The following is a 19,147-nucleotide window of genomic DNA, read 5'->3' on the forward strand; positions in this document are numbered from 1 at the left end:
TATCCAAAAAGGACGAAAGCCCGGCTGAATTCCAGTCCAAGCAATCGTCCTTTGTACAACGAAATGATCCAATTTTTGTTTACGTCATATTTTTGCCGTAGTAAATTTCATCCATTTCGATTTTGAGTCGTGTTGATATATTCTGTTGTTCTTTTTCACTCAAACTTTCCTTCGTGTAGCCGAACAGATAGTTGTCCAAATCAAATTGTTTTAGCTTGCATTTGGTATGGAAAATATTTTCCTGATACACATTCACGTCGATCATGTCATACTGATTGCGCACTTCGTCGGGAATATAGTTTTGAATCGAGGCAATGTCATGGTCGATAAAAAGCTTATGACCATTCGTATCACGTGTGAAGCCGCGTACCCGGTAATCAATCGTCATAATGTCAGTGTCAAAAGAATGGGTCAGGTAGTGAAGTGCCTTGAGCGGAGAGATTTCCCCACAGGTAGAAACATCAATATCTGCACGAAACGTGCTAATCCCCTCGTCTGGATGATATTCAGGGTAGGTGTGAACCGTAATATGGCTTTTATCCAGTTGTATCACGACAGACTCAGGTAAGGGGCCTGGTGACTCTGTGTACGATTCATTCGGTACCTCCACAATCGGCCCTTCTGATATAAGCACTGTCACGCTTGCTCCTTGAGGGACATAATCCTGCTGAGCAACATTGAGTACATGGGCGCCGATAATATCGGATACATTTTTTAAAATAGCTGTCAGTCGATCCGAGTTATATTGTTCATCAATATATTCAATATACGCCTCGCGTTCCTCTTTCGTTTTGGTGTAACAAATATCGTACATATTAAAGCTCAATGATTTGGTCAAATTGTTAAATCCGTGCAGGGTAATCCGCTGTTCCGGTGTTATGGTCATAGGCTATTTCCCCTTATAGTCGCAGTATTCATACGTAATATTCCCAACACGCCTCTTCATATACCGATTCATACAATCCGTTCTGTAACGGACAAAATAAAGACTTGAATATGTATGTCTTACCCGTTTGGCATCATTAAAAACAGGCAGCGTCACTTAAGACACTCTCGATTTTACATGTATGGGAATTTAACGTTAATATACTTTATTTCTTACTCAGCAATTTTTAAGTAACAGGCCTTATAATGTGGACTATGTATACAGGAAAGGAACGAAATTGACAGTGGATTCGTAATGTAATAGAAAATTTTAGGTTCGTAATTCCTGAATTTAATGTATCTTATCTTCATAATGCCCAAATCTTAACCGAATATGATTATAGACCCTCAAAAATAGTGACTTAGTACATTGCATAAAATGAGAAAAGCAACTTCAGCTACTGATATGCGTATAATGAAATAAACGTAACAAGCTAAGAATTATGATGTTAAATGAATTTTTGATAGCAAACTCATTTTATAAATCTATCTCATGTTACTGTAAGAAAACGGTGAAAGGAGTATCAAGATGCTGGCTTTGTCCGATCCGGTCTGGACTCTGCTCCAAGGCCCCTACGGTTCTTCTCAATACGTCCCAGAAATGTTAAAACAGCTCCAAGCCGGATATGATGGCGAAATAGCTGACACCTTGTATTGGGAGGAATTGTATCACCAAAATACGTTGTATACTTGTACATTTGCGGCTGTACCCTACCTAGTAGACATTGCGCTAAAAAGTTCTGATATAGGAATTCGGGCAGATATATATAACATTTGCGGAATATTTGAAGCGAAGAATAGTAATCCCTTACATACCAAAATCCCGTTGGAATTTGCAAGGGATCAGGTGGAAGTGGATTCTAGCCTGGCAGAATATATCTACGCGCAATATCGAAGTGCCATCGTTCGCCTTGCAGAATTGACGGAAGAAATGGTGCTCTATGCGAAAGAACATGAAGAAGATGTCGGCAAGCGCTATGTTCTTGCTGCGGCTGCCGCCTTTGAGGGGTATCATTGCGTAGCCTATATGCTGCAAACCTATGATACAGGTGACGAATATATGCTGGATTGTCCCCATTGCGGTACCCCGCTCTATATTTGGCCTGATGAACAGGGTGACACTCTGGTTGTCTATGATAAAGACCCTGTCAGTTCAGGCGATCTAATCCCCTATCCGATTCGCCCCCGTTCATTGGACCATAGAGGTGCAAATATACAGTGGCTACACGAATATGCTCAAAAAATAGATGAGAAATTACTTCTTGCCCAGCTACCCTACTTAAACGGTTGGGTAGAATGTCCAGTGTGTAATTCACCCATATATATATGGGATGAATTGATGAAAATGGCTGATGGTGTTCGGAGGTATACCGCTTAACCAACAAAAAAAGGGGGCTGTTTTTTTACAACCCCCTAATTTCCTTTTGTATTATTACACTCTTCTTCGTGTGCTTTACTGCAGTCTACTCTCTAAACGGATTCAAAAAGGTTTTAGGAGTGTCGGATTCAAAACGCAGCAATACTCCGGTGAGGGGATGTATAAACGACAATACCTTTGCATGCAGACCAAGGCGGCCAATCGACTTGGACTTAGAGCCGTATTTTTTATCCCCAACAATCGGATGACCGATATCCTCCATATGCACGCGAATTTGATTTTTGCGTCCGGTCTCCAAACGTACTTCCAGCAAAGAAAAATGCCGATTGGCCTGAAGCCGCTTGTAATGAGTGACTGCGTGCTGTCCGTCATTCGGATAAGGACTGGAGTACATTTTTAGCGTCTTGCTTTCTTTCAGCCATGAGGTGATTGTGCCCGTTTCTTTTTTAACCTGTCCTTCTACGAGAGCAATGTATGTTCGTTCATACACAACTTCCTTCCACGCTTGTTGCATTTCCTGCTGTATGGCTTCGCTTTTCGCAAACATCATCACTCCTGATGTATCACGATCCAAACGATGCAGTACAAAAATACGGTTGTACGGATGCTCGCGTCGTACGTGGGCTGTAAGCTGGCGATATGCTGTGACTTCCTGCTCCTGCGCAGAAGCGACAGAAAGCAACCCGGCATCTTTATGGATAACGATAATAGCTTCGTCCTCATGCAAAATACGCAGCCCGGTTAGCGGCACCACAGGAGCTACCTTTTCTTTGGAGAGCGCGACAGTCTGTCCTTGCTCCAGCGGAAAATTATGCACCGTACGAGGAATACCATTGACGGAAACTTGTCCACGCGCCAATGCTGATTTAATGGAATTACGACCCATGCCAGTCACATGCTCAACTAAAAAGCTCAATAGCTCGGCAGGCTCCTGAACGATGTATGTTTTGGCAGGTGCTTTATCCAAAGTATGGGTTTTCCGTTGAGCTTCCGGTCTATAGGAGCCAGATTTCCCGGCGGGTTTGTGGTTGCGTCTGGAATGGCTTGAGTTTGAGGTTGATTTTGTATGATTTTTCCTTTGAGGTTTCCGATTATTCATGGGTTCTTTCTCCTTCTTGGAGCCGTATCTCTTCATAGTTATGGACCATTTGCGGCACCGTGTCCACTATATCATGAGAAAACAGCGAATGCCATAAAAGACTAAAACCCGATTGACAGACTTCCAGCGGTTGAACATTACCCTTAACCCCGGTAAACTAAAGGTAACGAAAGAAAAGCCGATATGCGTCGAGGACGCTAGAAATATGAGGAGTTTTGAAACTATGAGTGTACAAGCACCAACATTGGAACGGGCGCAGGACTTGCTGCAAAAATTTTATGGCTATCCCGATTTCCGGGAGGGACAAAAGAAAATTGTGGCCAGTATGCTGGAAGGCAACGACACTTTGGGCATCATGCCAACAGGTGGCGGAAAATCGATATGCTACCAGATACCCGCGTTGTTGCATGAGGGGCTGACCATTGTTGTGTCACCACTGATTTCGTTAATGAAAGACCAGGTGGATGCGCTGACCACGATGGGGATTGCAGCTGCCTACATTAATAGCACGTTGAGCGGTCGAGAAGTCAACGACCGTATCCGCGCCGCACGGAACGGAGATTTGAAGTTGCTGTATGTCGCCCCTGAACGACTGGAACTGGATTGGTTCCGTGATGAGATGGCTCAGTTACCGATTTCCTGCGTTGCGGTAGATGAGGCTCACTGTGTATCCCAGTGGGGTCATGATTTTCGTACCAGCTATCTGGCGGTGGCTCCATTCGTGGACGGGCTGTATGAACGTCCAATCGTAGCTGCGTTTACGGCAACGGCTACACCGCAGGTTATGGATGATATCGTACGCCTGCTTCGTCTGCGTTCACCGGAAACGTTCGTTACGGGTCTTGGAAGGCCGAATTTGGCATTCAGTGTGCTGCGTGGGGAGGACAAACGTAGCTTTTTACTAAATTATGCCCGTGAACATGAGGGTGAATCCGGCATTATTTATGCGGCGACACGTAAGGACGTGGATGATTTATATCAACGCCTGCGCGACGCTGGCATGGCAGCAGGACGTTATCATGCAGGAATGACTGATCAGGAACGTGCAGATAGCCAGGAAGGGTTTCTGTACGACGATATCCGTGTTATTGTCGCAACCAATGCCTTCGGTATGGGGATAGATAAATCAAACGTACGTTATGTCATTCATTACAATATGCCTAAAAATATGGAGGCGTATGTACAAGAAGCAGGACGCGCAGGACGTGATGGCGACCCAAGTCAATGTATTTTGCTGTTCGGACCGCAAGATATTGTGACCCAGAAGTTCCTGATTGAGCAAAATCCACAGGATGAAGACCGCAAGCGCAACGACTACCGTAAGCTCCAACAGATCGTTGACTATTGTTACACGACTCGCTGCCTACGTTCAGCACAGCTGGAGTATTTCGGAGAAGCGCAGGAGCATGAAGCCTGCGGCATATGCAGTTCATGTACAGATGAGCGGGAACTGGTGGATATGACCATAGATGCGCAAAAGATTTTTTCATGCATTCATCGTATGCGGGAACGGTATGGGGTTTCAATGGTAGCCTCGGTGTTGAAAGGCTCGCGCAACAAAAAGGTGCTGCAGTATGGTTTTGACAGCTTGCCAACCTATGGTGTGATGGGCAACCGAACGGAAAAAGAAATTGCTGAAATTATCAATGTTCTTGTTTCGGAAGGCTATCTGATGCTATCCGAGGGGCAATATCCGGTCGTACGCTTGCAACAGCTTGCTGCTGAAGTACTGAGAGGTCAGCGCGAAGTCATGCAGCGTGTGGTCCGGCATGCCACTGCTTTTGCAGGTGGAGCGGGATCGCGTGGACGAAAGGGACGCGATACCTACCCTGCCGCGGTCAACGAAACTGTGTTCGAGCAATTGCGCTTGATCCGCCGTGATCTGGCCGCTCAGGAGCATGTACCGTCTTATATCATCTTCAATGATGCCACGCTGCGAGAGATGAGCGTAGCGAGTCCGCAATCCGAGGCAGACATGTTGCGGATCAAGGGTGTTGGTGAAGTGAAGTTCCGCAAGTATGGCAAGCCGTTTCTTGATTTCTTTCAAAATCAGGGGAATACCGGCGGAATGGTGAGCGAGGATGAGATCTTTGCAGATGATGTGTACGAGGATTTTGAATAGCTATACTAAGGATGTAAGAGTCCATGCAAACTTATAGAAGGTTGTGACCTATGAAAGTCATTTTATCAACGTTAAACGCAAAATATATTCATACCTCGCTGGCCATCCGATGCCTCAAAGCCTACAGTGAAAAGGATTTTGATATCGAGCTGGCGGAGTATACGATTAAGGACCCGGTGATGAACATCGTATCCGATCTGTTTCAACGAGGGGCAGATGTCATCGGTTTTTCCTGTTATATTTGGAACATTGAAGAGACGATTAAAGTCATTGATGTGTTGAAAAAGATTATGCCCGAGGTCAAGATTGTTTTGGGTGGCCCGGAGGTATCTTACGATACAGAGCACTGGATGAAGCGCTTGGCGAATGTGGATTTTATCGTTGTTGGTGAGGGAGAGGAAACTTTCCATCAACTGCTGCAAGAGCTGGAAGGGGATCGCAAGTTCCATTTTGTATATGGACTGGCTTACCGTAAGGGAGAAGAGGTCATTATCATGCCGGGTCGTCCAAAAGCGGACTTGAACGAGCTGCCGTCGCCATATCGTTTTGCAGAGGATATCCCAGAACTCGGGAAACGGGTTGTCTATTTTGAAACGAGCCGGGGCTGTCCGTTCAGTTGCCAATTTTGTCTGTCCAGCATTGAGGTCGGGGTGCGTTATTACGATATCGAGCGCACCAAGTCGGATATTCTGTATCTGATTGACAATGGAGCTAAATTGATTAAATTTGTGGACCGAACCTTTAATATTAAACGCGATTATGCGCTGGAAATGTTCAAGTTTTTGATTGAAAATCACCGTGGCTGTGTCTTCCAGTTTGAGATTACGGCAGATATTATGCGTCCCGAGGTATTGGATTATTTGGCGGAGAACGCGCCACCGGGGGTATTTCGCTTTGAGATCGGTGTCCAGTCAACGAATGATCCCACCAATGAACTGGTTAAGCGCCGCCAGAACTTCACCAAGCTTTCCCGCACTGTTACAAAGGTCAAGCAAAGCGGGAAAATCGACCAGCATCTGGATCTGATCGCCGGATTGCCATTGGAGGACTACAACACATTCCGTAAAACGTTTAATGACGTTTTTGCGCTTGGCCCGGAAGAGCTTCAACTGGGCTTCCTCAAAATGCTGCGTGGTACTGGTCTGCGCATTGATGCCGATAAGTATAACTATACGTATATGGATGTTGCGCCGTATGAAATGTTGAGCAATGACGTCCTTTCTTTTGCCGACATCGTACGACTCAAACGCTTGGAAGATGTATTGGAAAAATACTGGAACTCTCATCGTATGGACCATACGGTGAACTACCTGATTGAGCGTGAATTCTCGTCCGCCTTTGATTTCTTTCAGGAATTCGGAGACTACTGGGAAGGACAGGGCTGGCAAAAAATTGGACATCAACTCGAAGACTTGTTTACGCGCCTTCAGTCCTTTTTGGAATCGCGGGGAACCAAGCAAATGGATATGGTGCTTGGGCTGATGAAGCTTGATTATTTCCTCAACCATAAATATAAGCCGCGCAAAATCTGGTGGGAGCATACTTTGGAGAAGGACGATTGGTCCAGCTATATGAAAATGGCTCTTCAGCACCCGGATGCGCTGCTGTCCCCTGCGGCGGCAGATGTGAGCAAGGAGAATACGGGTGAGACGGATGTGGCTAGTCAACAGACGCAGCCATACCGCGAGATGATCCCAGCCTTTGCTTCTTTGAACCTGGGTGAAAAGGAACTGCAAAAGCACGCTGTGCTGGATGTGCTGCCGTTCAGTCTGGATCATATCCTGAGTGGTGGTAGCCCATTAACAGCCGAAGGCCGCACATTGCTGCTTGTAGTCTATCAGCAAAACGGACAGCAAAAACCGCTGTACTACACCATGCCCATCGGCAAAAATATCGCCGCGATGTAGTATAAACAACAGAAGGCATCAACTCTTGGTATACCATGAGTCGATGTCTTCTTTTTTTATTATAAAAACATAGCTGACCACTTCAATTTTTTACATTCGGGAAACCTAGTGCTTTACGATTTTTTACAAAACCAATATATGATGAAATTATCATATATGAATATTAAATTTATTGGAGTGTGACCTTGTGAAAAAGCCTTCCATGAAAAAGAGTATCCTTGCGTTAAGTGCTGTGACTGTTTTGACTGTACCCTTATTATCTGCTGATATCCCTACAGCTTTTGCAGCCGCGACTTCTACGAAGTCCACTGTTGCAGAGTCCAAGGCACAGAAGGCTGTATCAGCTAAAGCGGATACTCCTAAAAACGTCATTCTTTTTATCGGTGATGGTATGGGGGAAGCCAGTCGCAACGCGATTCGCTTAGCAACGGTTGGAAAATCGGGATTGCTTGAAATGGACAAGATGCCTATAACGGGTCTGGTTAGCACGAGTTCAGGGGACAACCTAGTTACAGACTCTGCCGCTGCTGCGACTGCCATTGCAACAGGTGTGAAAACGTATAACGGCGCGATCGGAATGGATTTGAATAAAAAACCAGTGACAACCATTATGGAGCTGGCTAAAAAAGCAGGCATGTCTACAGGAGTGGTGACGACAAGCCAAGTGACAGATGCGACGGGCGCTGCCTTTGGTGCGCATGTTGAGAAGCGCTCCGCGCAAAGCGAGATTGCCAAGCAGTATCTTGAGAAAAGCAAGCTGGATGTGATTCTGGGCGGGGGTGAGGATTTCTGGTACCCTGCAGGAACACCAGGCAAACATCCAGATGCACCGGCAGAAGATCCTGAGGAAGCTAGTAAGGGAACTCAAGGAAATTTGGTGGAACAAGCGAAGAAGTTGGGCTATAGCTATGTGACAGATCAGGCTGAAATGAAAGCAGCCAAAGGCTCTAAACTGCTAGGTCTATTCGCCAATGAAGAAATGTTCCAAGCTCACAACAAACTAGGCAATTCTTACAACCCAACGGTTTCTTTACCGGATATGACAGCGAAAGCGATTGATGTTCTATCCAAAAACAAAAAAGGCTTTTTCCTGATGGTAGAGGAAGAAGGAACTGATGAGATGGCGCATGACAATGAAGGTGAATTAACCATTAAAGCCGGGCAGCAGCTGGATAAGGCTGTCAAAGTAGCTAAGGACTATGCCAAAGCGCATCCAGATACTTTGGTGTTAGTGACGGCAGACCATGAAACAGGCGGTTTGGCCATTGAAGGCGAAGATGCGGAAGATGAATCCGGTGAAGGTGTCTCCAAAGAGGACGGCCCTTTTACCGTAAAAGGTTCTGATGAGAAGTTTTATATCGACTGGACCACAGGAGGACATACATCCGTTGATGTAGCGCTAACTGCAATGGGTCCGGGTTCCTCCCAATTTAGTGGAAATTACCCGAATACGGCTATTCATGACAAGCTGGTTAAGCTGCTTCAATTAAAAAAATAGCTCAGGGTGAAAGCTGCCCATAAAAGGTTTTCCATATTGTCAATATGGTTTTTCTTGTGATAAACTATAGACAATAGGTATATACTTAAAAAAGAGTAAGGATGCTCTAACATCCTCACTCTTTTACAACAGCCGCTTATAAGGGCGGTGGCTGTAGGGTTGGATTAGTAAAATAGACCGCTAACCTTTTCCAGAGGGCGGTCTATTTCTTTTTGTTGAAGGAAACAATCAAGATCACCAACGTTGCAAATTGAATCATCAACATCAGCGTATCTTTAACCTCCACAGGCATCACCTCCTTTGCAGGAGACTAGCCGACCGCCCATCTAAGCCATTCTGTTGTTAGTTTATAGTATATCATATGGATACTATTGCTAAAAAGGACAAAAATGAAAACGCCTGTTCTAGGCGCTTTTTTGTTTTTTCATAAGATATATTTTAAAAGTTGAAAATCATTATGAGTTCTTAACCAGTATAGGTGTTACGTAACTCATTTAAAAATTGCACAGCATCTTTGAATCCCTATAAATATATTTGGTATGATCGAGATGTATTTTGTCGATTTCAGAAATCCGGGGGCGATGGGAAGCACCATCCGTCTGCGTAGTGGCACGACAGGTAACTTTTAAATTTATGAACATGCCGAATAGACTCAACCTTTACTCCTCCGTTGTTTTCTTCCCCCACACAAATTTCATTATAAAAAATATAATTGTCAGCATGATGAGAAGCAATGCCACCTGCAAGCCATAACGATGAATCAATTCTCCTGCTGCTTGTACATGGTCACCAAAGAGACGTCCGAGCAGGAAGAAGATTAGCGTCCAAATCAAGCCCGTTGAATAAGAGAAGAGGGCATAGCGTTTGAAGCTCATTTTATTGATCCCCACAATATAAGGGACAATGTGGCGAACGATTGGCAGCAAGTAGCTGATGCATATCGTGAAGTTTCCATACTTATGTACTAAATTCTCTGAAAAAGTAATATACTTGTCCATTTTTTTCTTTCGGCGCAAACGATCCAAAATGGGTGTACCCAAGCTTCTGCCCAACACATAACCTAAGGATAGGCCTGATACAACCCCAAGATATACAATTAAAAAAGCAGGTAACGGATGAAGTATCCCCATGCTTGTTACGGCCCCGCCAGTCATCACTATAACTTCGTCTGGAATGGGCAGTCCCACAATTCCGAGCCATAGAGAGAAGAATAATGCTGCATAGCCATATTGTTCGATAATGGAAATTAAATATTCAACATCCATCCCCATACTCCTTTCTTAAGCTTTCTTTCGGCATACATAGACGAATGCAGGTGGAACATTCATAGGTACAAACTTGATTTCTTCAATATCAAACCATTCACCTAACTGCTGCTTCATCTGTTTAGAGTATTGAAAGGCAACAAACATTCCTCCATCCCTAAGTGATAGATGAATTTGTTCTACGATTTGATCTCGCATCGCTTGTGGAAAGTTGAAGAATGGCAGCCCGCTGATTATACAGTCGAGCTGTTCAATTTGGGCATTTTTCATAGCAAGCTGAAGCTCACGCGAGTCGGAATAGCACAGATAATTCGGGAATCTCCTTTTTAAACTCTGCTGCATGGTCGGGTCCTTCTCAAAGAGCAGAACTTTGGGATGAATTTTTGTCGTAGACGGAATGTATTGGGTAATTGCGCCTGTTCCAGCCCCGAGCTCAGCCACGGCATGAACTTCACTCCATGGAATGGATTCTATCATATTTTTAGCTAAAAATCTGGAACTGGGTGTTACGCTACCTACATATGCAGGTGAGTACAAAAATTTGAATAGGAACATAAGTCTCTCATGAACCAAATGACTAATACGGATCATACACCTTTCCCCTACCTTCAATTTTCAATATACGTTCATTTATTCTCTGCTAAGAGTAACAAATTATCCCTTTACTTGCTCCTGTCTGGAGTAGGGTTCAGTTCCCCGTCCTGCGGAGGGGTCTTTCCTTGACTATGGTCTAGGAAAAAGAAAAAGAGTACGTATGGCTCAGTCCGTATTCATTCAGTTATCATTCAGCATTCCCTCAGGCTGCCTTCAGTTTTGCTACCGATGAAAGAGAGGTGGGCAGCTAAAAACACTATGTACATTGAGAGGGGATCTACTTTGTCACTATCCATTAATAGGCATCTCATCAAGACTTCGACTTCCTACGATAATTCGAATACGCTGAAGTCAAATGAGAATGGACTAAATAACACGGGGCATACCACACACAAGAAATCTAACGATTCACTCGAATTAAGTGCGGAATTTATGGAATATGCCGGGGGTATGCAGGCTCCACTTCCTTCGGAAAACTACAGTTATGACTACAAGTACGACCAGGATACTGTGGCGCTGACTACGGATGAACAGAAAGCGTTGTTGTCAGATTTACAAAGTTACTTAACGTCTTCAAGTGCTTTATCTGAAACGAATGAAATCAACAACAGTACGAAAAATCCTTTGGCTGCAGTCAGTGACTTGTTATCCGGGGTGGATCTTTCGACAGCAACAGATGCGGAAGTATCCAATTTATTCGATAAGATAGCAGAATCCATCCAAAATAATCGCCCTGCGCCGCCTGAAGATGACTCATTCCGACCTGAAGTTGATGGCAGTGGTCTGCCTCCAATGATGCAGGCGATGGGTGGAATTATGCCCCCATTTGCATGGAATATTCAGGCGACTACCAATCAAGAGGATAACACCACTACATCTGAAAAAGAGCTTACGGTAGATGAAAAAAGATCCTTACTGAGTGATTTGCAAAACGTCCTGAGTTCCGAGCTTCTATCCGGCTCCGTATCTGCAGAAACAGATGAGGAAATATCGGCTTTATTCGATAAAATCGCCAAGATTTTCGAACAATCTGTATCAGCTTCGTCATAATCTTTAGGGTGCAATAGCGTATCTTAAAACCGGTTAGCCCACATCTGTAACTCAAACTTAACTTTTAAAAAGGGGAATTTTTCTATGAATATTTCAGCGACTTCCAGCAATTCTATATCTATTGCAAGTACTTCATCTTCATCCAGTGCCAACAATACAGCCAGTCTGGAAAAGCAAAAAGCTCAGCTTGAAGCAGAGTACAACAAGGTACAACAAAGCAAAGATAATAAAGATACAAAAGAAACAAAAATGAAGCAGCTTCAGCAGCAAATTAAACAAATTGAAGCCCAGATTGCACAGCAAAGTTCTCAATCCAGCAGCACGTCAACACCAAAAATGGAAAAGTCCGCTCCAAGCAATATGGAAATGACTCGCGCCAGCAGCTCGAATGGCAGTGATATTACTGGGGTTGGAAAATCACTGGATATTTCTATCTGATCATCCCATCTCTTCTTCTGTAAGCCTGACGATGATACAAAAGACAGCAGGCTCTCTGTTTCATAGGGAGCCTGCTTTTTTGCGTTTACGTCGGGTTAAAATGAATCATGTGACTAAACTTAGAAAAGTATATACAATAAATAACAGTGGGAAGATGAAAGGTTTCTAACTTTAGTATTTTATAGATTGAATCAGTAGTGTTAGTATACATTCTAAATTGGAGGATTTAAGCCATGACGCTGGAACCTCAAATGAGTCGAAGTAGTAAGGATGAAGCTCGTTTCGTCAGAAACAAGTTGATTGAGTTTAATGCAACACACGTCCCAGTAGATATTCAAACCCAATATGAAGAGATTAATCTTACGCTCAAAAATGGAGAAGGTCAGGTCATCGGCGGTCTTCTAAGTGTACTATGTTGGAACTGGGTGGAGGTTGATATTTTGTGGGTAGATCAGGTCCATAGAGGAAAGGGCTACGGTTCGCAATTGCTTGATGAAATCGAACAAATGGCTAGAGATAAAGGATGTAATTTTATACAACTAAATACCTTTTCTTTTCAAGCGCCTGAATTCTATGAGAAACATGGGTATGAAGTAGTCGGTGTCATTGAGGAGGCTCCTAGAGGCTTTAAACACTATTATTATAAGAAAAATATCTACTGAGGACTCCGAATATGCGCGTACAGATCAAGGAAGTAAATAAAGATGAAAAGATCATCATTCGTAGTATTGGCGAGGAAAAAGTATACGGCTACTGGACATCTTTTTGGTGTGAACTGACCTCGGGATATGCGTATGTTGTTCCGTATAAACAAAGCTTGGACAAGTTAATTCCTGGCTGTGTCATTTCGGTTGAGATTTCTCAATCCAGTATAGAAGGGTTCAGAAGACTGAGGCCTACTGAAAAGACAGGCGTTGTTCGCCCTCAACCAAAGCTAGGCGACTATTGGATTCAAGGAATGATACAACAAGTGATGCAAGGCGAAGCAGGCGGGATAGAATGTCTGGAGATTGTTGTAGGAGATGCTACGTTTGTTTTAGATTCGGAAGAAATGAATGGTGATATCCACGTTAAAGCAGGCGATGGTGTCTCCTTTGAAATTATAGGTATGCAGTTGTTTGAAGAGGGACTGTGATTGTTCTGATTGGAATACTATATTTAACCAATTACAATATGTCGGTGAGAAAGTCAAAAGCTAGATCATAGAGAATCGCGAATAAAGAAAGGTATGATTGGATTGGCTACAGAAGTGACACACAAAATATATACCATGTGCATGATTCAAGACGGAACCAAGGTATTGCTTATGAATAGACCCAATCGAAAGGGGTTTCCAGGTTATATTGCTCCAGGAGGAAAAGTAGAGTTCCCAGAGAGCATTGTGAACGGAGCCATTCGCGAAGTAAAGGAGGAAACGGGCTTAACGGTTACGGAAATTGTATTTAAAGGAATCGACGAATATTGTGATCCAAATCAAGGGCTGAGATATATGGTCTTTAACTATTTGGCTACAGCAACGGAAGGTGAACTATTAAAGAATCCCCCTGAGGGAGATCTGCTGTGGGTGGATATGAAGGAAGCACTAAATTTGCCGATGCAGGATTGGTTTAAGCGGAGATTCCCATTGTTTTTCGAGCCGGGGACGTTTGAGGTTAGTTCTGTGTGGCTTGCGGAGACGGATGAAACTCTGGAAGCAACGACTAAGAACTATGGGGTGTAGAGATGACGACCATTAGTAGATATATGGAGCGCTTAAAGAGGAGGTCGTGAGTGGGATGCAGACCGTAAGATTGGTTGAGCCGGATCGGCGCTGGAAGGATACTTATCTTTCATTTTATGAGGAATGGAAAAAAAGCCAGGAGCAAATGGTGCCTTGGGTGATTTCTATAGAACCGTATGATTTTGAAGGTATGCTGACGTTTTTAAATCAACAGAAAAATGGAATTGGCTTGTCTGAAGGCTGGGTTAAAAGTTCGACATACTGGCTGATGGATGCAGATGACCAGGTCGTCGGAGCAGTGAATATCCGTCATGATCTTAATGAGCATTTGTTAAATGCTGGCGGTCATATCGGTTATGGTATCCGTCCTTCTGCACGAGGGAACAGGTACGCTGTGACTATGCTGAGTCTGGCATTGGGCAAAGCAAAAGAGTTGGGTGTTTCCAGAGCCCTCGTCGTATGCGACTCCGATAATATCAGTTCCAAAAGAACGATTCTGCGAAACGGCGGAACACCAGACAAGTATTACATAGAGGAAGATGGAAACCGTGTAAACCGGTTTTGGATCGAGCTGTAAGTGAGGGAGGGGAACACAAAAGCTCATGAAAATATGGCCTGAATATGCACAAAATATTATTGTCGGTGTCGTTTTTCAGGGACAATGGAATTGGTATGTGACGGAAAGAGAGTATTGGTTTTTGAATACCGAGATGGAGGAACGGTTTGGTATCGCTATTTTGGATGAGACTACAGCGGGAGCATTTTTGGAACACATCTGTGAATATAAGGTGGCTACGGGAGAACTCACTACAATGCTCCAGATGCTAGATGATGCAATCCAGCATAAGGATGAAGTGTTGGAATTCTGTCCTGCTTTATATGTTGATTTTGACCAGAAAATTCTCTACTCACTATTTCCAGAGCCAGCTTCTTTTGAACACTATGTCCCGGTGGGCTGGAAAGGGGAATATCAGAACTTTTTGGAAGAGGTCCCTCCTGCTGAACAATATTGGATAATCCACGGAAGTGACTTTTTCAAAAAATACAGCTGAAAAGATGAAGGAGGAAATGAACATATGAATTCTTCCATGCATGAATTTACGATCATATCCAAGCACAGAATGTACGATCAATACTTGGTTAAGCTGCGGATTAACAAAAGCAATAGCCAGATAACTGTATAAAATGTAGTTCCAAAATCACAAAAACCTCTGTCACAGATATGTTTTTATTTCTTAATTGATATTGATAATTATTATCACTTATAATAGAAGCAGACATATTAAGTTATGATAGGGAGAGTTGCAGAGTGACAGAGTCCTTGGAATTATATGATGTAACGATCATCGGCGGCGGTCCTGCCGGTATGTATACCGCGTTTTACAGTGGAATGAGAGATATGAAAACCAAGCTGATCGAAGCCAAGCATGAGCTAGGCGGACGGATGCGCATATACCCTGAGAAGATGATATGGGATGTTGGAGGCGTTACCCCGATTTTATGTGAAAAGCTGATCGACCAGCTGGAGCAGCAGGCAAAAACGTTCGAGCCTACCATTGTACTGGGGCAACAGATTACGGGTTTGGATCGGCAAGAAGATGGTACGTTCCTGCTGACTTCTGCCACAGGGGAACAGCATTGGACGCGTACGATCGTTCTGGCCGTAGGCTATGGTATTCTCAAAATGGCTAAACTGGAGATTGAAGGCGCTGACCGTTACGAGGTTACAAATCTGCATTATACCGTACAAGAGCTGGAGCCGTTCCGGGACAAGCACGTCCTGATTTCCGGTGGAGGCAACTCGGCGGTAGATTGGGCGAATGAGCTGGAATCTATTGCGGCGAGTGTAACAGTTGTACATCGTCGGGATCATTTTGGCGGACATGAGAAAAATGTAGCCCGTATGAAATCCTCTTCGGTTCGTGTTCTCACACCTTACGCGGTAGGTCAGTTACATAGCAACAACGGAGAGACGATTGAGCAGGTGACGATCAATCATGTAGATACGGGCGAAACAGAGATACTGAATGTTGATGCAGTTATCGTAAATCATGGTCTAAAATCCGATTTCGGTCCTCTGCGAGATTGGGGACTGGATATGGGAGAGTGGCATGCCCGCGTGAGCGACAAGCTGGAAACGAATCTACCGGGGATTTTTGCTGCAGGCGATTTTGTCGAGTACGGAAGCAAGCTGTATCTGATTGCAGGTACGTTCACAGACGCCGCCCTTGCCCTCAACAGCGCCAAGCTGTACATTGATCCGACAGCTGACAAAGCGGCATATGTATCTTCTCATAACAGCCGATTCAAGGAAAAAAACCGCGAGCTTGGTGTCTTGGAGTAAGATAAGGGAATCAGTGTTTAATAAAGAACTTCCGTTAACTACAGCTGATGTGGTTGAGGAGGTTCTTTTTTTGCATAGTTAAGGACTTCTCGACCTAATGTTGGATGCCACACACATATAGAATAAAATGAAGAAAGCCTGTCTTTTTCGGGACTTAAATAGTAGATTTGGAGTAGAAAAGATTAGGAGTGTGAAAAAATGAGCTTACGAGAGGTGTTTGAGCGTCTAGCGATTTATCTGCCTGACGATACGCTGGAAGCTTTACTGATCCATAGTAAGAAGCAGAAAGGGCACAAGGTTCAGCTACGATTACTGAGTGAACAGGAGCTTGCTGAGAGTACTGAGTGGATGGCGCAGATCGAGGTGTTCAAACATATCGTCCCTCTATGGACGGATGATCATTCTAATTATGTAGGCCTATATGTAGAAGGACCGTTGGCATATAAATTATGTTATATAAATCACGAGGAAACAGATTTGTCACCGATATACCGAAGTGCGGCTTCGTTGATTGCAGAGTTGGAGCAAAAACCGGAGCTCGATTGGGAAGAGCTGCATAAGGATTACCCGTCTAACGAGAACATAAGCACCGAACAACTAGCAGAAGATATTCGCTGTATGCATGAATTACAGGCTATACTGGAAAAGGATTCATCTATGGAGGATGACGTGAGGTGTCAGCTTCTTTACAGCTTAATGGCGATTACTCCTGTCAGTGAGGTGGATTCATTGCTTTCCTATGTGGATGATGAAGATATGTATGTACAGGAACGTGCATGTATTCTTTTGGGATATCATGGGTATGAACCAGCGACCGAAATATTAAAAGAAGTAGTGAAGCATGGAAGCCCAAATGGGAAGCTGGCAGCCCGTAAGGCGCTCTCGATGATTCGCACTAAGCAAATGGACAAGCATATAAAAAATAAACCAACCTCTCACATAGTAAATATAGACGGGATTGAAAGGTGACTTATGAACAGACGAACAGAGCAACAGGAAGCGATAAGGGTAAATATCATTCAAAAGGCAGAGCCGTATGTACAGCAACAGTTGGAGCATGACCACAGTGGTCACGATTGGTGGCATATTGACCGGGTGAGGAAGCTGTCCATTGAACTCGCTGCAAAAGAAGGTGCAGATCCGTTCGTGTGTGAACTGGCAGCACTGTTGCATGATGTAGCGGATGAAAAATTGAATGATTCCAAACAAGCGGGGCTGGATAAAGTTGAGCAGTGGCTGCATCTGCATGTAAACGATCCGGACGTGATCACACACGTAATGACCATTATTGCTACAATGTCCTACAATGGTGGACAAAACCCGCCTATGGAAACGCTGGAAGGTCAGGTTGTACAGGATGCAGATCGGTTGGATGCCCTGGGAGCGATTGGGATTGCAAGAACCTTTATGTATGCAGGCTCAAAGGGCAGTATCATGCATGAACCAGGTCAGGACTATTCACAGTATGAATATCGCGCCGCAGGTAAAAGTGCTATTTACCATTTTTACGAAAAGCTGCTCAAGCTCAAGGATTTAATGAACACCACTTATGCCCGAGAGCTAGCGGAGGTCCGGCATCAATGGATGGAGATGTATTTGGAGCAGTTCTATAGAGAATGGAATGTGAATGATATCCAACAGAACAGGGGAGGCTGATGCTTCCTAATTGCAATGATTCCAGGAGAAGTCAGCTCTCTTTTTAATAAATATTAGAAAAAATATTGCAATACACCGATTTCTCTCCTACTATTGATAATAGTTATCAATGATAATGATAATTATTATCTATAAATTCAAGTAGGTAGAGGGGAGTCTTTTAGATCATGAAGAAATTTGCAGTATGGATGTGTACCTTGTTATCGGCAAGTTTGCTGTTGACGGCATGTGGTGAAAAGGTACAGGAGGTGGATAGCTCAGCCCAAAAGAATACCAATGCATCGACACAAACGTCTGTTTCTGACGGAGAAAGTGCCAAGACGATTACATATCTAGATAAGACTTATAAGCTGGCCAAAACGGATCATATTATTATAGCTAGTCTGGAAGCGATGGAAGATGCGGCTGTCCTTGGAGTGAAACCAACTGGGGCGGTTACCTCGGGCGGGAAATTCCCTGAGTTCATGGAGAAAGCAATGGAAGGAGCTACAGACGTTGGTGACCGAATGCAGCCTAGCGCTGAAACGATCCTCAAACTGAAAGCGGATGTAATTCTGGGAAGTTCTAAATTTCGGCCTGCGGTGGCAGATCAGCTAGGTAAGGTCGCTCCAATGATTCCAGTATCCCATATTTCAACGAACTGGGAAGCGAATCTATTAATGTTGGGAGAACTTACGGGCAAAGAGGCGAAAGCGAAAGAGATCCTGAATAAGTACAAGCAAGATGCGGAAGCGGCCCAACAGAAGCTAAAGCCAATATGGGAAAATAAAAAGGTACTCATGGTAAGGATTCGTACAGGCAATTTGTATGTATATCCTGCAGATGTATATTTCAATCCTTCGCTGTATGCTGATCTAGGAGCTAAAGTACCGGAAGAGTTAAATACAGTTAAAGCACAAGAGGCGGTTTCTCTGGAGAAATTGGCTGATATGAACCCGGATTATCTGTTCGTGCAATTCTCTGAAGGAGAGAACAAGGATCAACCGCAGGCGTTGGCAGATTTGGAGAAGAATCCGATTTGGAGCAGCATCAATGCCGTTAAGAATGGGAAAACCTTCGTCAATATTGTAGATCCCAATGCTCAAGGTGGTACTTCATGGAGCAAACTTGCCTTTTTGGAAGCGGTTATGAACCGACTTTCGCAGTAAAGGT

At 44.0% G+C, this 19,147-nt stretch carries 20 protein-coding genes; 15 read left to right on the forward strand and 5 right to left on the reverse strand.

From position 1 onward, the window contains the following. Nucleotides 1-79: 79 nt before the first annotated feature. The gene (gene speD, locus PPM_RS06735) at nt 80-886 is read right to left on the reverse strand and encodes an adenosylmethionine decarboxylase (RefSeq protein ID WP_013370012.1); all 807 of its coding nucleotides are present in this window, start codon (nt 884-886) and stop codon (nt 80-82) included. A gap of 567 nt (nt 887-1,453) precedes the next feature. Here speD and PPM_RS06740 point away from each other — a divergent pair. Then, entirely contained in the window at nt 1,454-2,302 is an 849-nt protein-coding gene (locus PPM_RS06740; RefSeq protein ID WP_013370014.1) for a hypothetical protein, read from the forward strand. Between the two features lie 85 nt (nt 2,303-2,387). On the opposite strand, the gene PPM_RS06745 is transcribed toward PPM_RS06740, so the two are convergent. Continuing rightward, the gene (locus PPM_RS06745; RefSeq protein WP_014599559.1) at nt 2,388-3,401 is read right to left on the reverse strand and encodes an RluA family pseudouridine synthase; all 1,014 of its coding nucleotides are present in this window, start codon (nt 3,399-3,401) and stop codon (nt 2,388-2,390) included. 223 nt (nt 3,402-3,624) lie between these two features. Here PPM_RS06745 and recQ point away from each other — a divergent pair, with 223 nt between their 5' ends. The 3 genes from recQ to PPM_RS06760 all read left to right on the forward strand — a co-directional run bounded on the left by recQ (nt 3,625) and on the right by PPM_RS06760 (nt 8,928). Then, on the forward strand, nt 3,625-5,523 hold the full coding sequence (gene recQ / locus PPM_RS06750) for a DNA helicase RecQ (RefSeq protein ID WP_013370016.1): 1,899 nt from the start codon (nt 3,625-3,627) through the stop codon (nt 5,521-5,523). 50 nt (nt 5,524-5,573) lie between these two features. After that, on the forward strand, nt 5,574-7,430 hold the full coding sequence (locus tag PPM_RS06755) for a B12-binding domain-containing radical SAM protein (RefSeq protein WP_013370017.1): 1,857 nt from the start codon (nt 5,574-5,576) through the stop codon (nt 7,428-7,430). A gap of 187 nt (nt 7,431-7,617) precedes the next feature. Continuing rightward, nucleotides 7,618-8,928 (forward strand): alkaline phosphatase, encoded by a 1,311-nt coding sequence (locus tag PPM_RS06760; protein WP_013370018.1) that lies wholly within the window; start codon nt 7,618-7,620, stop codon nt 8,926-8,928. 202 nt (nt 8,929-9,130) lie between these two features. Here the strand turns inward: PPM_RS06760 and PPM_RS30580 are convergent, their stop codons facing one another. From PPM_RS30580 to PPM_RS06770, 3 genes are all read right to left on the reverse strand, one after another. Continuing rightward, the gene (locus PPM_RS30580) at nt 9,131-9,220 is read right to left on the reverse strand and encodes a putative holin-like toxin (protein ID WP_222435348.1); all 90 of its coding nucleotides are present in this window, start codon (nt 9,218-9,220) and stop codon (nt 9,131-9,133) included. 367 nt (nt 9,221-9,587) lie between these two features. Next, nucleotides 9,588-10,193, reverse strand: a complete 606-nt coding sequence (locus PPM_RS06765; RefSeq protein WP_013370019.1) for a DedA family protein — start codon at nt 10,191-10,193, stop codon at nt 9,588-9,590. Between the two features lie 15 nt (nt 10,194-10,208). Next, entirely contained in the window at nt 10,209-10,784 is a 576-nt protein-coding gene (locus PPM_RS06770) for a class I SAM-dependent methyltransferase (protein ID WP_013370020.1), read from the reverse strand. A 285-nt stretch (nt 10,785-11,069) separates the two neighbouring features. Here PPM_RS06770 and PPM_RS06775 point away from each other — a divergent pair, with 285 nt between their 5' ends. The 11 genes from PPM_RS06775 to PPM_RS06825 all read left to right on the forward strand — a co-directional run bounded on the left by PPM_RS06775 (nt 11,070) and on the right by PPM_RS06825 (nt 19,143). Further along, a complete protein-coding gene (locus PPM_RS06775; protein WP_014599561.1) occupies nt 11,070-11,837 on the forward strand; it encodes a hypothetical protein in 768 nt (255 codons plus the stop codon). Between the two features lie 84 nt (nt 11,838-11,921). After that, nucleotides 11,922-12,275 carry a FlxA-like family protein gene (locus PPM_RS06780; protein WP_013370022.1) on the forward strand — a complete coding sequence of 118 codons (354 nt, stop codon included), beginning with the start codon at nt 11,922-11,924 and terminating at the stop codon, nt 12,273-12,275. 233 nt (nt 12,276-12,508) lie between these two features. Further along, nucleotides 12,509-12,937, forward strand: a complete 429-nt coding sequence (locus tag PPM_RS06785) for a GNAT family N-acetyltransferase (protein ID WP_013370023.1) — start codon at nt 12,509-12,511, stop codon at nt 12,935-12,937. An 11-nt stretch (nt 12,938-12,948) separates the two neighbouring features. Beyond that, on the forward strand, nt 12,949-13,410 hold the full coding sequence (locus tag PPM_RS06790) for a hypothetical protein (RefSeq protein WP_013370024.1): 462 nt from the start codon (nt 12,949-12,951) through the stop codon (nt 13,408-13,410). A gap of 93 nt (nt 13,411-13,503) precedes the next feature. Continuing rightward, nucleotides 13,504-13,995 (forward strand): 8-oxo-dGTP diphosphatase, encoded by a 492-nt coding sequence (locus PPM_RS06795; RefSeq protein WP_013370025.1) that lies wholly within the window; start codon nt 13,504-13,506, stop codon nt 13,993-13,995. 55 nt (nt 13,996-14,050) lie between these two features. Next, entirely contained in the window at nt 14,051-14,572 is a 522-nt protein-coding gene (locus PPM_RS06800) for a GNAT family N-acetyltransferase (RefSeq protein WP_014599563.1), read from the forward strand. A 25-nt stretch (nt 14,573-14,597) separates the two neighbouring features. Then, nucleotides 14,598-15,047, forward strand: a complete 450-nt coding sequence (locus PPM_RS06805; RefSeq protein ID WP_013370027.1) for a hypothetical protein — start codon at nt 14,598-14,600, stop codon at nt 15,045-15,047. Between the two features lie 257 nt (nt 15,048-15,304). Further along, nucleotides 15,305-16,339: an NAD(P)/FAD-dependent oxidoreductase gene (locus PPM_RS06810; RefSeq protein ID WP_013370029.1), complete on the forward strand. Its 1,035-nt coding sequence runs from the start codon at nt 15,305-15,307 to the stop codon at nt 16,337-16,339. 198 nt (nt 16,340-16,537) lie between these two features. Continuing rightward, entirely contained in the window at nt 16,538-17,308 is a 771-nt protein-coding gene (locus tag PPM_RS06815) for a HEAT repeat domain-containing protein (RefSeq protein ID WP_013370030.1), read from the forward strand. 3 nt (nt 17,309-17,311) lie between these two features. Next, entirely contained in the window at nt 17,312-17,995 is a 684-nt protein-coding gene (locus PPM_RS06820; protein WP_013370031.1) for an HD domain-containing protein, read from the forward strand. Nucleotides 17,996-18,162: 167 nt separating this feature from the next. Further along, nucleotides 18,163-19,143, forward strand: a complete 981-nt coding sequence (locus tag PPM_RS06825) for an ABC transporter substrate-binding protein (RefSeq protein WP_013370032.1) — start codon at nt 18,163-18,165, stop codon at nt 19,141-19,143. Nucleotides 19,144-19,147: the final 4 nt, after the last annotated feature.

Source organism: Paenibacillus polymyxa M1 (genome assembly GCF_000237325.1).
In the GTDB taxonomy this organism is placed as follows: Bacteria; Bacillota; Bacilli; order Paenibacillales; family Paenibacillaceae; genus Paenibacillus; species Paenibacillus polymyxa_C.

What these genes read in the sequence shown, in the direction of transcription:
- speD (WP_013370012.1), bottom strand. Translation starts at nt 886, where the DNA reads ATGACCATAACACCGGAACAGCGGATTACCCTGCACGGATTTAACAAT.
- PPM_RS06740 (WP_013370014.1), top strand. Translation starts at nt 1,454, where the DNA reads ATGCTGGCTTTGTCCGATCCGGTCTGGACTCTGCTCCAAGGCCCCTAC.
- PPM_RS06745 (WP_014599559.1), bottom strand. Translation starts at nt 3,401, where the DNA reads ATGAATAATCGGAAACCTCAAAGGAAAAATCATACAAAATCAACCTCA.
- recQ (WP_013370016.1), top strand. Translation starts at nt 3,625, where the DNA reads ATGAGTGTACAAGCACCAACATTGGAACGGGCGCAGGACTTGCTGCAA.
- PPM_RS06755 (WP_013370017.1), top strand. Translation starts at nt 5,574, where the DNA reads ATGAAAGTCATTTTATCAACGTTAAACGCAAAATATATTCATACCTCG.
- PPM_RS30580 (WP_222435348.1), bottom strand. Translation starts at nt 9,220, where the DNA reads ATGCCTGTGGAGGTTAAAGATACGCTGATGTTGATGATTCAATTTGCA.
- PPM_RS06765 (WP_013370019.1), bottom strand. Translation starts at nt 10,193, where the DNA reads ATGGATGTTGAATATTTAATTTCCATTATCGAACAATATGGCTATGCA.
- PPM_RS06770 (WP_013370020.1), bottom strand. Translation starts at nt 10,784, where the DNA reads ATGATCCGTATTAGTCATTTGGTTCATGAGAGACTTATGTTCCTATTC.
- PPM_RS06780 (WP_013370022.1), top strand. Translation starts at nt 11,922, where the DNA reads ATGAATATTTCAGCGACTTCCAGCAATTCTATATCTATTGCAAGTACT.
- PPM_RS06785 (WP_013370023.1), top strand. Translation starts at nt 12,509, where the DNA reads ATGACGCTGGAACCTCAAATGAGTCGAAGTAGTAAGGATGAAGCTCGT.
- PPM_RS06790 (WP_013370024.1), top strand. Translation starts at nt 12,949, where the DNA reads ATGCGCGTACAGATCAAGGAAGTAAATAAAGATGAAAAGATCATCATT.
- PPM_RS06795 (WP_013370025.1), top strand. Translation starts at nt 13,504, where the DNA reads ATGATTGGATTGGCTACAGAAGTGACACACAAAATATATACCATGTGC.
- PPM_RS06800 (WP_014599563.1), top strand. Translation starts at nt 14,051, where the DNA reads ATGCAGACCGTAAGATTGGTTGAGCCGGATCGGCGCTGGAAGGATACT.
- PPM_RS06805 (WP_013370027.1), top strand. Translation starts at nt 14,598, where the DNA reads ATGAAAATATGGCCTGAATATGCACAAAATATTATTGTCGGTGTCGTT.
- PPM_RS06815 (WP_013370030.1), top strand. Translation starts at nt 16,538, where the DNA reads ATGAGCTTACGAGAGGTGTTTGAGCGTCTAGCGATTTATCTGCCTGAC.
- PPM_RS06820 (WP_013370031.1), top strand. Translation starts at nt 17,312, where the DNA reads ATGAACAGACGAACAGAGCAACAGGAAGCGATAAGGGTAAATATCATT.
- PPM_RS06825 (WP_013370032.1), top strand. Translation starts at nt 18,163, where the DNA reads ATGAAGAAATTTGCAGTATGGATGTGTACCTTGTTATCGGCAAGTTTG.